Here is a 14,210-nt window from a genome sequence, read left to right on the forward strand (position 1 = left end):
CTTTGTTCTTAGTTTTTAGCTTCTTAATCCACTGTTTCTTCAGAATTACAGTTAACGTTCATCTCAAAACCACTTTTTGCTCTCAATTACCAGGATTATTCAGGATCAGGACGTCGCTAAAAATGTATCCTTTATGTGTTTCTCCATTCGTTTACCTCATACACTCCACCACTAATCTAACCTTCAGCTTTCATTTCAGCCATTATTCAGTTAGAAGTATAAACATCAAATCTAAACTTGTCCCCATCTACTAACTGAGGATTTCATTTAACAATCGTAAAAGGCTTGCTTAAGAATTCTTGTAAGAAGATCAGTTCCAATTGTACATTTATATGGATTGTAACTTGTTAAAATAATATCTTCTTTTCTTATAAAAAGATACTTTCCGTCAGAATAAGGTCCTTCAGATCCCAGTTCCTGCAATCTTTTAACAAAGGTTCGCCAATCGATAGGGACTAGTATATCGATTTTCAAATATATACATAATGAGAAAATAAATACATTTTATGACGCAAATATTATTTTAAAGTCACATGGAATTTTGTAACACGGAAAACGCAGCCGGTCGTATAGTGATTCTATCTGGATATTACAACCACGGAAAACACGGAAAGCACGGAAGAAACACGCCTTTACTACGGATTTCCGTGTCTTCTGTGCTTTCAGTGGTTTTCAAAAAATTCATTTCTGACATACTTTGGAATCGATGCACTGGTATCTAAGCAATTTAGTTATGGTTCATTATAATTAAGAATGAGACTAAGGATGAAATGTTGTCTATGTTACTATTAACACATCATAACTAAGTTTCATAACATTAGTGTTGAATAAACAACGAACCAAAAAAGAGAAGAACGATATATTTTAGATAGTGTTTTATCTATCAAATCTGACAAACACTTTTTACCTTGTTTGAGAATCATTTTTTCAAGAACCTTTCTTGTTCAAGAACCGTTCTGTTTAAGAGCCATTCTTTTCAAGAACCTTTCTTGTTCAAGAACCATTCTGTTTAAGAGCAATTCTTTTCAAGAACCATTCTTATGCTTACGGTTTTCAGTTGTTGTCCTGCCTCACAACTTTTTGGATTTTCCTGCCTCTAAAAATTAACAAAGTACTCCAGAACAATACTTCCTGCACTTTCCTTTTATAAATATTACAGAAAGCCCGGGAAGCGCAAGTTTTGCCAGGATCAGTTCCGAAAGTTTGGTATTCAAGATCGTCTTTTCGATTTCGTTCCCTGATTCTGTCCCATTACCAGCTTTATCAGTCACTTTTTCTGTTGAAGCTCCATCCACTGCTTTCTCTTCACTGGCATCGATATCAAAGACTGAAACATCAGGAGTTACTGCTTCAACCACTTTCCTGAGATCGGGAACGGCCTGCCCTCCGGTCATGGCTGCAACCTCATTCTGGAGTACAAGCACAAGCACATTGCAACCTGTAGCCGCGGCGCTCAGGAGCCCGAGAATACCCGAATGCGCCAGAGCGAAATCTCCGATAACGGCTATGCCTTTTTTCTCAAAGCCACATGCAACCGAGATTGCCGAGCCAAGAGCAAAACTCACATCAACTGCCGCAAGGGGTTCGGGTGCACTCCGGACGGAACAGCCCATATCGCCGGCAACCCGCACGTCAAGCGTGCTGAGATAGCGGTAAAGGGGAAGGTACGCACAGTCATTGCAGATCCCAACTCTGCTTTTCTTTTTCGCTTCGAGAGAAGTAGTATCGGCAGGTTTTAAGATCTCTTCTTCGATATGCTCAAGGGCAAATTCAAGATTTTCAATTTTGACCTGCCCGTATGGAAGATGTCCTGTCTTTTTCCCATAAACCTTGCCTGTAATCCGGATCTGTTCCTCTATAAAAGGCTCGGACTCTTCTACAACGAGTATCTTCTGATTGCTATTCAGAAAAGCCTTTATCTTTTCGAGGGGAAGAGGGTTTACAAGGCCGAGGGACAGGTGAGAAATCTCAGGATGAGAAATCTCAGGGTGAGAAACCTCAGCATGAAACTCGTTCTGCTTTTTCAGTAATTCTTCCACGACCGATGACATGAAACCTGAGGAAATGATCCCCAGATATCTATGCCCAGAACCTGATCCTTCTCCTGTATTTTTTGCTGTCCTTTTCCTTATTTCATTTAGGTCAGTGTTTTCAGCTTCCGCTTCCAGCAGAGGGTAGGTTCTGGAGTGAAAAAGCCTGTGTTTTTCTACCATTCGATTTTTCCAGATTGAACGGTCAAACTCAGGATAAGGAGAGGAAGACTTCTGAAGGCGGTTTATTTTTCCTTTAGTTCTTTCCAGACCTGCAGTGACCCTCAGAAGAACAGGCGTCCTCGTCTCTTCCGAAAGCTCGTAAGCCCGCCTCAATGCCCTGTATGCCATATCCGGCGAAGCCGGGTCAAATACTGCTATCTCTGCTATCCGGCCATACCAGCGAGAATCCTGTTCATTCTGAGAACCCTTTGCACCTGGATCATCTCCTGCAATTATGACAAGGCCGGCTCCTATGGTGTGGGTGACCGAGGTTATAAGAGGGTCTGAAAGCAGGTTCATCCCCACATGCTTTACAAGCACAAGCGCCCTTCTGCCAGAAACTGAAGCTCCTAGAGCGGTTTCAAGGGCAACCTTCTCATTTGTTAGCCATCTGGCACTATAATCCGGTATTTTAGGGGCATATCGCATTGTCTTGAAAGCTGCTGCCTCCTCAAGATCCAGAGTTTTTTCTTCCGAGGCTTTTAAAAGTTCTTTTTCCGCGGTTTTTCTTAAAAAAAGTTCCATAAGGGAAGTAACAGGATACCCGGGGACACCGATTACGAAGCTGACATTACTGTCAAGGGCTGCAAGGTAAAGGGCTTCAAACCCTGTGTATTCTGGTGCTTCTTTTTTTTCTTTCAAACTGATCCCACGCTGCGGAATTCAGAAGACGCCGAATTTAAAGTTTCGTAAAATCCGGGTTGAGACTTGAGTTCCATATAAAGTTCCATATAAAGTTCCATCTAAAATTCCATTTAAAGTTCCATTTAAATTAGTGTTCAAGCAATTTTAATCCGGTTTGAGTTTTCTATTTCGGCATCCTTGGTTTTTTATCCTGTTTTCTTAGGTTTCTTAAACGTTGTTTTTAAGTTTCTCGATGGCAAGAGGCTTGATCTCAGTACCCGGAATTATGGACTCATCAGGCCTTCCGAACCAGGGGAGAGAGGCAAGTGCACCTATTACTCCGTTGCCGTCAAGCAGAACTTCCACACCGTTTTCTCGGGCGCACTGCAAAGCCTCAGCTTTCAGGATCCTTTCAGTCCGACAGCGGTTGCTGTATTTATATAATCCTTTTGCATAGAAATCCGAAAGGACGACCAGTCCAGTTTGGGATGAAGCTGTGTATTTCTCAAGCGCTTTTTTGAAGGTATCTATCAGCCTTGATTTCGCTTTTTCATTCACACAGCCGAATTCGAGCACTGTAGACATGCAGTTCTGGGTTTTTTCCGGAACCGGGAAAAGCTGGACAAGAGAATGAGAAAGATAAACGGCTTCATGGCAGTCCAGTTTCTTTGCAATATTGTGGGTCAGGGTCCAGGTGGCTCCTACGTCTTTTGAGTCCGTGTCGTCTATGCCTATTAGGACACGGTCCCTGCGCGGGATTACAATTGTCCCCCTTGCGCATTTTTCGCCTCCTGATTCGGAGATTTTATAACGAAGAATTCCGTCTGCAAATGCCCTGCAACGGGTTGCGCCAACACCTCCGCCTCCTAACCCGGCATAGGTGATCTCCACCTCATCCCCTTTCACGATCACTGATTCGATACCTGCAGCCGCGACGGAAGGTTTGAGTTCCAGGTTTGAAGTTCCGGTTTTCATGAAATAACGGATCATATTTCCAGTCGAACGGGCTTTCAGGACAAGGGGCGCTTTTGCATAATGGTAAAGGGACCAGCAGGCCCCACTATAACAATTGGAGTGCTCAATTATCTCTGCATACTCATTTGCTGCGTCACAGATAGCATAAATGCCTCTATAAGGCACAGTATAAGGGTCATCCAGGATCACTTCCTCAATATCCCTGCTGTCCAGTGCACAGGCGTTTATATGTTTTGTAATTCAGAAAACCTCCTTTTTAAGGGAATAAGAAACTGGGAGGGAAATTTGTTTAATCGAAATGCCCGTCTCTTAAGATATATATAGATATCGTAATTTTAGTAAATTCGATAAGGTGAAATTCGATAGTACCGACTTGGCCGGACGATAAACTGCGTATAAACAACTTAATTCTGATATTTGACTATAGACCCTGATAATAGAAATCCACAGGTTCTAATTTAATAAATCACTCGCGCTCGATATGAGCTAACCGTTATAAAATAACTATTTATCTTTCTATCGGTAGGTTTACTTGCTATTTTTGTCCAGGAAATTTAAAGGGGAAATTTAAAGGAGAAATTTAAAGGAGACCTTGAAACCTTATTTTAATCCATTTGACACGCTCAATTACGCTCAACTATTATGGATTTTTTTCAATATCCACGCCATATTTTGGCCAAGGTTTTTCATATTGTCAATGCCTTCCTGATCCTGTTCTACTTCTCCAATAGCGTTTCCGTAAGCCATATTCCAGTAACTCGACCCTACAAGAAACATTTCTTTGCTATATAGAAAATTGTTCAGGGTATCAAAGGCACTTATAGCACCGCCCCTGCGAGCAGCTACAACTGAGGCTCCTACTTTATGCTTGAGAAGCCCTCGATTTCCTGCAAGTACAATACTCGCTCTGTCTATTAAGGCTTTCATTTGAGAAGTCACACCAGCTGAATATACCGGTGACCCTAGAATAATTCCATCTGAAGCAAGCATTTTTGCAAAACACTCGTTAAAAAAATCATCCGTAATGACACATTGCTTATTTTTGTTTTTATGGCAAGCCCAACAAGCTTTGCATCCTTCTATGTTTTTTCCAGATAGTTGAATGAGTTCGGTTTCAATGCCCTCTTTAGTCAATTCCTCAAATACGGTTTGAATCAGGATTGCAGTATTGCCATCTTTTCGTGGGCTTCCGTTAATGCCTATAACTTTCATAGTCTTCAACTACTTTTATTCAACTATTTTTTTCAACTACTTTTTTCAGCTACTTTTCAGCTGTTTTTTCATCTGATTTTTTCAGCTACTTTTACTTCTATATCGAAAGTTTTTGCATTGAGAGTTCCCTATTGAATTCTCTACATTAAACTCTTCTATATTGAGAGTTTCTACATTCAGAGTTCAGGTCGTTAAGTCGCTTCATCTTACAAAGCCTTCATCTTTGAGGCTTATGTATCTCCCTTCCCCGATAATAATATGATCAAGCACGTCAATTCCAAGGAGTTTTCCTCCTTCTACCATTTTCTCAGTAACCATTATGTCTTCTCGGCTAGGACTTGGGTCCCCTGAAGGATGATTATGTACCATGATTACCGATGCTGATGATTCCATAAGGGCGGACTTGAAAACTTCACGCGGATGAACAATACTCGCATTCAAGCTGCCGATAGATATGACTTCTTCTTTTAGGATCTGATTTTTTGTATCAAGGCAAAGTGTTATAAATTTTTCTTTTTTTTGTTCGCGCATTTTAGGATACATGAGTGTATATACATCCTTTGGCGAGCAAACTTTTCTTTTTGGCTCATCCACAAAAGTCTCAAGCCGGCGGGCAAGTTCGAAAACCGCAGCTATCTGGGCAGCTTTTGCCTTTCCTACCCCATGAACCTTCATAAGCCTTGAAACATTTGCAAGACTAAGCTGCTTGATGCTGTATTCTGAAAATATTCGGCTGGACAGACTGACAACATTCTCTTTATTTGACCCTGTCCTCAGGATAACTCCAAGCAGTTCTGCGTTCGAAAGCGATTCCGGCCCGTTTCGAATAAGCCTCTCTCTTGGGCGTTCCTCTTCAGGGATATCGTGAATTCTGACCTTATTTATTTCCATAATCAACCCCCTCTTTTCCCGTTAACGGAAAATTTCTCTATAAATCCAAAATTTAAGTTAGTCAAACAAGTTAGTCAAACAAGTTAGTCAAACAAGTTAGTCAAACAAGTTAGTCAAACAAGTTAGTCAAACAAGTTAGTCAAACAAGGTAGTCAAACTCTTGATAAATAATATCAAAGTTTTAATATTTGAATCTTCACAAAACACTTTCAAAAATTAAAATAAGAATAAAATGCCGGCCCTTACTTATACCGGAAAGTGCATAACGCTCTTTGATGAAAGTCATTTCAGTTGTCGGGTATAAAAAATCGGGTAAGACATCCGTAGTTTCAGCTCTTGTCCGGAATCTTTCCGGGTTCGGAACTGTGGGCACGATAAAACATATGGGTGAGCAGAGTCTCAATCCAGCAGAAACTGATACAGGCAGGCACTTTGATGCCGGGGCTGACACGGTAATAGGAATAACAGGCACAGAAGAAACAGGCACTGAGGTTGTCAGTTTTTCCAGAGACCTGAACCTTGAGGACGCGCTTGACCTGCTTTGCGACCAGGGGCTTGATTTTGCTGTGGTAGAAGGGTTCAAGGAAAGCAATCTTCCGAAAATTGCAATTGGCGACCTTCAGGGCGTTTCCAACTTAGTTTTCAGGCTGCCGGCAGAAATCGATATGCACGAAGAACTTACAGCTTCGCTTGTAGGAATAGCACTTGCACAGCCTGACCGGTACACCCTGGAAGCCCTGATAAAGAAAGCCAGGAAAAATCCTGCTATCCGAAAAGCAGGCGCAATCGGCACATTTACCGGCATTGTCCGCGAGCTGGCCGGAAACGAAAGAACCTCCAGGCTCGAATTCGAGAAATACGAACCGGAAGCTTCAAAAATCCTTGACCAGATCCGGGAAGAACTCAAACAAAAAGAAGGTATTCTTGAAGTCCTTATCCACCATAAAGTAGGCGTTATCAAAGCCGGAGAAGACATAGTATACATTGTTGTCGCAGCCGCCCACAGGGGAGAGCTTTTTTCCGCCCTCAGCGAAGCTATTGAACGCCTGAAAATTGAAGCTCCTATCTGGAAGAAGGAATTCACGGAAAAAGAAGAATTCTGGGTCCACGACAGAGAACATCCTGAAAATTAAAGGAAAAAATAGATCTAACCGACCTTCCGCAGATGTCTTGAAAAAAAGAACATTTTTCTGGCTATTGTTTTTGTGCATTTGTTCAATAATTTGCAATTATTATCTCAACTGAAACTTCCGGAAATAGAGGTTAGAATCTTTCAATGAAATTTGAATAAGCAGGGTAATTTTCAGAAAAAACGATAGCAAGAAAAATTGTGAAAATCGAATGGACATCTGCGGAAAGTCAGATCTAAGCAGAAAGGAAAATATAAATTATAGAGAAACCCGGAAATGATCCAATGGGCAGAAAAACAGACTTTAAAGAGACAGAAACCGGAAAAACAGAAGTAATAAGGGCTGAAATTGAAGAAGCCGAGCCCGAAAAAGAACAAACGAAATTCAGAAGTGCCATCGTGCTGGCAGGCGGCAGGGGCAGGCGGATGGGCACGGTTGAAAAAGCCCTGCTCGAATTTGAAGGAAAAACAATTATTGAGCGCCTGCTGGAAAGCCTTTTTCGGGTTGTGGACGAGGTTATTATCTCGTTCCGGGACAAAAAGCAGGAAGAAAAGTTCAGGCCGGTGCTTGAAAAATTTTCTGCCCGCGAAATCCGTTTCTGTTTTGATACTCTGGAAGACGCCGGCCCCCTTGAAGGCATCCGGGCGGGGCTGCTTGAATCCAGAGCAGAATATTCTTTTGTCTGCGCGGGGGATATGCCTTTTGTAAATTTCAGGGTTGTAGATCTGCTTTTTGAGAAAGCAAGTGGACATGATGCTGCCCTTCCGAAGCGGAAAGATGGAAAATTTGAGCCTCTACATGCGGTTTATTCAAAAAAATTGATTCCTGAAATTGAAAAAGCCTTTGAGAACGGAAGGTGTTCGGTACTTACGCCGGTTTTTGAAATGAAGGATGTTGTTTTTGTTGAGGTTTCGGAAATTCGGGAAATTGATCCTGAATTGAGGACTCTTGCGAATATAAATACTGCTGATGAGATGCAACGTATTATAGAGCTTTCGGGCAAAAAAGAAAAATCATAACAAATTCGATTACACGTTCGGAATAATTTTTGGAACGTTAAATTCACAAAACATCGCTTTCTGTTTTTTACCCCACATTTTTCGGCTATTCTACACTATCGATTAAAATCGAAAGTTATTTAGATGACAATTACTTCTATTTTTTGAATCAGTTTTCATTTTATGCATATATTATCAGGAATTGCGGTTTCAAAGAATTATTGAACTTTTGATTGTTTTTCTTTAGGCAGGGACTTCAGATGGAACTGAATGAAATCAAAGATCTGATTTTAAAAGCTAAAGAAAGTAACGCGACTACACTAGACCTTTCATCCAAAAGACTGATTTTGCTGCCTCCGGAAATCGCAGAACTCAAAAATCTTACTACACTTGACATATCAGGAAATCAATTGACTTCTATGCCTCCGGAAATCGCAGAACTCAAAAATCTTATTACACTTAACATATTTAGTAATCATTTGACTTCGTTGCCTCCGGAAATCACAGAACTCAAAAATCTTATTACACTTAACATATCTTCGAATCGATTAACTTCACTGCCGTCGGAAATTGCAGAGTTGAAAAATCTTACGACACTTAACATATCTAGTAATGAATTAACTTCACTGCCGTCGGAAATCACAGAACTGAAAAATCTTACTATACTTAACATATCTTCAAATCAATTAACTTCACTGCCACTGGGAATCGCAGAGTTGAAAAATCTTAATACACTAGATATATCTTGGAATCAATTGATTTCGCTACCTCTTGGAATCGCAGAGTTGAAAAATCTTATCACACTTAACATGGCTTGGAATCAATTGACTTCGCTGCCGCCGGGAATCACAAAGTTGAAAAATCTTACTACACTTTACATGTTTTGGAATCAATTGACTTCGTTGCCTCCGGAAATCACAGAACTGAAAAATCTTATTAAACTTGATATATCTCGTAATGAATTGACTTCGTTGCCTCCGGAAATCACAGAACTGAAAAATCTTACTAGACTTGACATATCTCGTAATAAATTGACTTCGTTGCCTCCGGAAATCACAGAACTGAAAAATCTTACTACACTTATCCTCTCTGATAATCAATTGACTTCGCTGCCGCCAGAAATTTTAGAATTAGGTATAGATATTGAGTGGGAAAGTAATTCGGCAGAAAAAGGAATATTCTTAGAAGGAAATCCTCTTGAAAATCCTCCAATAGAGATTGTAAAACAGGGTCGTGAAGCAGTTATCAATTATTTCAAGTCATTGGAAGGTGAAAAGAAACCGTTAAATGAAGTTAAAGTTTTGCTTGTAGGAGATGGAGAGGCAGGAAAAACCTCACTGTTAAAGAGGCTCTTAGGCGAAGGTTTTGATGGAAATGAGCATCAGACTCAAGGAATTAATATCAAAAAATGGGGATTTAAAGACAAAAATAAGGAAATAAAAGTTAATTTTTGGGATTTTGGTGGACAGGAAATAATGCATGCTACTCATCAATTTTTCCTTTCCAAAAGAAGCCTTTATATTCTTGTTCTGGATTCTAGAAGGGATGAAAAAGCCGAGTATTGGCTCAAGCACATAAAGAGTTTTGGAGGAGATTCTCCAGTACTGGTCGCCTTGAACAAGATTGATGAAAATCCCTCTTTTGAGTTGAATAGGAAGTTTTTGCAGGAGAAATACCCCTCAATAAAAGGTTTCTTCAGAATTTCTTGTAAAGAAGATAGAGGAATTGAAGGATTTTCCCGTAAATTAAAAAAAGAACTTTTGAAAGTTGAACATATGCAGATAGAATGGGCTAAAAGCTGGTTCGAGGTGAAGACAAAATTAGAAAAAATGAGTTGCAATTTTATTACTTATGAAGAATATCGAAATATATGTCTGGAAGAAAATGTGAGCGATAAGTCATCTCAAAACACGCTTGTTGATTTTCTTAATAATCTTGGAGTAATTGTACATTTTAAAGACATCTCACTGCTCGATACACATGTGCTTGAGCCGAAGTGGATTACTGAAGGCGTTTATAAGATCATAAATTCGGAGATTCTAGCTAAGAAGAAGGGAGTTCTTCGATTAAGTATGCTAGATGAAATTTTAGAGCAGAAGAAAGAAGGCGACTACTATTATCCTCCTGAACGTTATGGTTACATCATCAATTTGATGAAAAAATTCGAATTATGCTATTCAATTGACGAAGAAACTGTGCTCCTTCCTGACCTGTTGGCAGTTCCTGAGCCAAATTTTGACTTTGATTCGAATGAATCCCTGAAGTTTTTTATTGAATATGATTTCCTTCCACGCTCAATTATGCCTCGCTTTATAGTGAAGATGCACAGGGATATAGAAGATGATTTGCAGTGGAGAACAGGTGTAGTTCTCAAAAACAAACAATTTAATTCCTGTGCTGTGATCAGATCTGATAATGAAGCAAAGAGAATCTATATTAACGTAAATGGAGGTCAGAAACGAGACTATTTTTCAAGCATACTATTCAATTTGCGGGAAATTAACCGGAGTTTTGAAAAGTTAAAAGCTATCGAAAAAATTCCCCTTCCTGATGAACCCGAGATAGCTGTAAGTTACGAACACTTAGTTAATCTGGAAGAAATGGGCATTGATTTATTTGTACCTGAAGGATCAAAAAAGAAATATCGTGTGAGTGATTTGCTCGGAACAGTCAACAACTTGAGTAAACAAGAGGAATTGTTGGAAGAAATTCTGAACATTCTGAAGAAGAATAACGAAGACGAAAAACTTGAGGAAATCTTTAAATTTTTAAAGAAAATAGCTGATGAGTCTGATAATGAGGGAACTTTAGCTAAGAAACTAAATACAGTTATTATGTTGAAACCCAGTGTTGCAGGATGTGGAGTCGATTTCAACGAGGCAATTAACCTTTTTTTCAAAAGAAAAAGGCAGAAATCCTAATCAAAAAAGGAATCCAATCCTCTGTCATATGGAAACTAAAAATCCATTGTGGACACCTGTAAAAACCCATCCACAGAAAGAAACATGAAGATTCCTTCTTATAACCCTTAAATAAATCAAATAGTTAATCATGAACAGTTAATCAGGAACCAATGATTTTTACCTGATTTCTTTACATTCTGGAATCCTCAACCTTTCTTTACGTTCTGGCATCCTCGACCTTCTTTACCTTCCCGCATCCTCGATCTCAAACTTTACATTCCTCTTCTTAAGCTCTTTTATAATCTCTTCCATAAACACCCCAGGCCCCGGCGCATGCCTGTGATGAAACTCTTTTACCTTGCCTGGCTCTCCGCCAACGCTGGTTATTTCCACGCCGCAGGATGGACTTTTAGGAACGCCGAGGATTTTTATTTTTACGCCGCCGGCTGCAAGGTCTTCGAGCAGGTCTGCAAAATGGGTAAAGATTTCTCTGCAAAAGCGCCTGTAGGCAGGATGGTCAAGCTGGTCTTTAGTAATTTCCCGGCGCCTCATTCCGAAAAACATAGCTTCCGGGCAGGGGAGCTGGATAACGTTTGCGCCCCGCGTATCAATAGGCTGGACTGGTTTCACTCCTTTTACTCTTGCAAGGGGGTTGAGCAGGCAGTGACCTATGACCATGACTTCTTCGGTTTCGCCGCCGGCAGAGGGTTTTTCAGAAACGTGGGAGCACTCGTAATTTTCCAGCTTTTTCATATCCTCACCTGTATTTCGCTTAATAACGTTTTTCTCTCAGTTTCGGGCTCTTTTACAGCTTTAAAAATGGTAATCTTAAGGATATATGCTTCTATGCGCTCAAAAATCAATAATAAGAGGTGAATATTAATTTAAAATTATTTCTTCACCTCTTAAGTACTGCTACAGTTTCATCCTCGACCCTGTCACGATTTAATCCTGCCTAGACTCAATCCTGCCTAGACTCAATCCGGTCAAGAGCAACTTTGAAACTCTCCAGATTATCACTTTCTTCTAAGCAGGTATACTCCGGTAAGCCCGATTATCCCGTAAATCATTTCGAAGCCCGGAATACCTTTACTTTCTTCTTGTTCAGAAGTTTGCTCAGCGCCTGTTGTTTCATTTCCGGTATTGTTTCCAGTATTATTACTGAGGTTTTCAGTATTGGGTTCAGCCTGTGTTATATTTACGGCTTCCTCTGTTGTTGCCTTACCGGTTATTGCAAAGAATGAGAACACCTGGGGTTGTGCCGTGAAATACAGGTATTGGTCGTCTTCTTTTAGCAGGGTTACTGGCAGTTGTGACCATTTCTTGTCGCTGTAGCTATTGAGCATGATTGAATTCTGGTCGGTCTTCTTATCCTGCAGCCAGGACTTTTCAACCTTGAAACATACTTCGGGGTTTTCAATGTTCTTTGAGGTCGCAAATCCTGAGTTTCCGATCCAGAGGTTGAAGTACTTATATACCTCACCCGAGTCCAGTTCTGAAACCAGAGTGGATTTTCCTTTGAGCTGTTCGGCAATAGCTGTAATCTTACCTGCATTCTTCTTTGCATCAAAGCTGACATATACAACACAGGTTGCGTTCTTTTCGAAATCAAACATTACAGGCTTTCCGTTTAAAACCTGTGCCTGTGAAAGTTCCTTGACTTCAACGTTAGTTTGAGGTTCAGGGGAGCCACCGCCACCACCGCTACTTCCACTGCTGTGGCTGCTTCCACTACTGCCATCTGAACTGTCATCTGAATTATCATCTGAACTGCCATCTGAACTGTTATCTGAACTGTTGTCTGAAACGCCATCAGAACTGCTGCTATTATTATCTACAATTTCCTCTGGAGGCTCTGTTACGTTTTCGGAAGGATTGGTTGTTGAGTTATTTGATGCAGGAGGTAGCTCAGGCGTTGACGAATTCGCCCTTGTAAGAGCTGCATAGTCTATCTCACTATCGCTAAGTTTGACTGTCTCTTCTGCTATACCGTCTCCGTTTTCGTCATAATGTGTTTGAGAAAAGCCTGTCCCATTAGGTTTGGCCCAATAGTTTCCTGCAATATAGGGGCCACCTATAATGTTTTTCCCTGTTGATCTGGTAGTATTCCAGACGTTAGGGTAACCATAATCGTTATCAAAAATTACATTTACTGTGTTATTGAAATAATTGTTATAGATTTTGCTACTAGCATCTGCTTTATCATAAATCCCACATTTATTGTTAAAACTTATAGTATTGCCGGCAATATCAGCGCGACCTTCGTACAGCAGGGATATACCCTGATCATTTTCTGTAATTGTGTTATTTTCAATTTGTGAATTCCCTGAATCCCCAACAATGACTCCGGTTCCACATTTTGAAATCCTGTTGTTTTTGACAGTGGCACCGTAATAACATTCCCCAACAAAAACTCCGGACTCACAATTTGAAATTTCATTATCATTTATAGTAAAAGTAGAGTACAGATTTGTGTCAATGCCTGTATGATAATTCAGGATTTTATTTTTTTCAATTACGCAGTTAGAGAACTGAGCGAGATTTATTCCATAAGAAGTATCAGTACCTTTTAGGGTAAAACCTTTAATAGTTATCTCCTGTGCATCACCTGTGAGGTAAAAACCATCTCCTTGAATTGTCGTGTCTTCAGGATTACCTGACTGGGACATAATTACCATGTCGTATGTACTGAGAGTAACATTCTCATAATAAATACCAGGTTCTACAAGTATAGTATCTCCATGCGTTGCATTATCCACAGCTGCCTGTATTGATTCTCCGTTGTGTACTGTTATGTTAGCTGCAGCACCTATTCCAGATCCTGTTATAAATATAAAAAGTGATAATAATAATGCAATAAAACGATTTTTCATTTCCTACATCTCCAATTTAAGATCATTTTATTATTTTTGATATATAAGGTATATTATAACGTACACATTTGAGTTTAATAAATTTATATGTCTCAAAAAATCGCAAAATAAGTGTTTTAATTGGAAAGTCGAATATATTATAAATTACTTAAAAATTATTATCCTGACAAAGAAAAAAAATTAACTAAAAGGAAGTTTAAAAAAATAGAGGTTGACTCACGTAGGATTCCAATTTGATGATTTAGGAGATTTAGGGTATTCAGGATATTTAGCATGAAAATGTTGCCATCTGCAAGCACTTTCATTGGTGTGCGTGTTATTCGAAGAATATCATGTGCATTCAGGAGAACAG

9 protein-coding genes are annotated in these 14,210 nt (G+C 39.8%); 3 read left to right on the forward strand and 6 right to left on the reverse strand.

Features of this window, described 5'->3' with window-relative positions:
- Positions 1-1,103 precede the first annotated feature (1,103 nt).
- The 4 genes from MSVAZ_RS12370 to radC form a co-directional block, all read right to left on the reverse strand.
- Positions 1,104-2,894 carry a thiamine pyrophosphate-dependent enzyme gene (locus MSVAZ_RS12370; protein ID WP_048121386.1) on the reverse strand — a complete coding sequence of 597 codons (1,791 nt, stop codon included), beginning with the start codon at positions 2,892-2,894 and terminating at the stop codon, positions 1,104-1,106.
- 210 nt (positions 2,895-3,104) lie between these two features.
- Positions 3,105-4,049 carry a methanogenesis marker protein 11 gene (gene mmp11 / locus MSVAZ_RS12375; protein ID WP_198146842.1) on the reverse strand — a complete coding sequence of 315 codons (945 nt, stop codon included), beginning with the start codon at positions 4,047-4,049 and terminating at the stop codon, positions 3,105-3,107.
- A gap of 435 nt (positions 4,050-4,484) precedes the next feature.
- Positions 4,485-5,063 carry a flavodoxin family protein gene (locus tag MSVAZ_RS12380; RefSeq protein ID WP_048121389.1) on the reverse strand — a complete coding sequence of 193 codons (579 nt, stop codon included), beginning with the start codon at positions 5,061-5,063 and terminating at the stop codon, positions 4,485-4,487.
- 201 nt (positions 5,064-5,264) lie between these two features.
- Positions 5,265-5,954, reverse strand: a complete 690-nt coding sequence (radC, locus tag MSVAZ_RS12385) for a RadC family protein (protein WP_048121390.1) — start codon at positions 5,952-5,954, stop codon at positions 5,265-5,267.
- Between the two features lie 275 nt (positions 5,955-6,229).
- Between radC and MSVAZ_RS12390 the strand changes: the two genes are divergently transcribed.
- The 3 genes from MSVAZ_RS12390 to MSVAZ_RS12400 all read left to right on the forward strand — a co-directional run bounded on the left by MSVAZ_RS12390 (position 6,230) and on the right by MSVAZ_RS12400 (position 11,003).
- The gene (locus tag MSVAZ_RS12390) at positions 6,230-7,087 is read left to right on the forward strand and encodes a molybdopterin synthase (RefSeq protein ID WP_048121391.1); all 858 of its coding nucleotides are present in this window, start codon (positions 6,230-6,232) and stop codon (positions 7,085-7,087) included.
- A 281-nt stretch (positions 7,088-7,368) separates the two neighbouring features.
- On the forward strand, positions 7,369-8,103 hold the full coding sequence (gene mobA, locus MSVAZ_RS12395; RefSeq protein ID WP_084626141.1) for a molybdenum cofactor guanylyltransferase: 735 nt from the start codon (positions 7,369-7,371) through the stop codon (positions 8,101-8,103).
- Positions 8,104-8,342: 239 nt separating this feature from the next.
- Positions 8,343-11,003, forward strand: a complete 2,661-nt coding sequence (locus MSVAZ_RS12400; protein WP_052727973.1) for a COR domain-containing protein — start codon at positions 8,343-8,345, stop codon at positions 11,001-11,003.
- 225 nt (positions 11,004-11,228) lie between these two features.
- On the opposite strand, the gene MSVAZ_RS12405 is transcribed toward MSVAZ_RS12400, so the two are convergent.
- Together MSVAZ_RS12405 and MSVAZ_RS21315 are read right to left on the reverse strand one after the other, a co-directional pair.
- Positions 11,229-11,738 carry a DUF523 domain-containing protein gene (locus tag MSVAZ_RS12405; protein ID WP_048121392.1) on the reverse strand — a complete coding sequence of 170 codons (510 nt, stop codon included), beginning with the start codon at positions 11,736-11,738 and terminating at the stop codon, positions 11,229-11,231.
- Positions 11,739-12,001: 263 nt separating this feature from the next.
- Positions 12,002-13,858, reverse strand: a complete 1,857-nt coding sequence (locus MSVAZ_RS21315; protein ID WP_052727974.1) for a PGF-pre-PGF domain-containing protein — start codon at positions 13,856-13,858, stop codon at positions 12,002-12,004.
- Positions 13,859-14,210: the final 352 nt, after the last annotated feature.

Source organism: Methanosarcina vacuolata Z-761, from assembly GCF_000969905.1.
In the GTDB taxonomy this organism is placed as follows: Archaea; Halobacteriota; Methanosarcinia; order Methanosarcinales; family Methanosarcinaceae; genus Methanosarcina; species Methanosarcina vacuolata.

What these genes read in the sequence shown, in the direction of transcription:
- MSVAZ_RS12380 (WP_048121389.1), bottom strand. Translation starts at nt 5,063, where the DNA reads ATGAAAGTTATAGGCATTAACGGAAGCCCACGAAAAGATGGCAATACT.
- radC (WP_048121390.1), bottom strand. Translation starts at nt 5,954, where the DNA reads ATGGAAATAAATAAGGTCAGAATTCACGATATCCCTGAAGAGGAACGC.
- MSVAZ_RS12390 (WP_048121391.1), top strand. Translation starts at nt 6,230, where the DNA reads ATGAAAGTCATTTCAGTTGTCGGGTATAAAAAATCGGGTAAGACATCC.
- mobA (WP_084626141.1), top strand. Translation starts at nt 7,369, where the DNA reads ATGGGCAGAAAAACAGACTTTAAAGAGACAGAAACCGGAAAAACAGAA.
- MSVAZ_RS12400 (WP_052727973.1), top strand. Translation starts at nt 8,343, where the DNA reads ATGGAACTGAATGAAATCAAAGATCTGATTTTAAAAGCTAAAGAAAGT.
- MSVAZ_RS12405 (WP_048121392.1), bottom strand. Translation starts at nt 11,738, where the DNA reads ATGAAAAAGCTGGAAAATTACGAGTGCTCCCACGTTTCTGAAAAACCC.
- MSVAZ_RS21315 (WP_052727974.1), bottom strand. Translation starts at nt 13,858, where the DNA reads ATGAAAAATCGTTTTATTGCATTATTATTATCACTTTTTATATTTATA.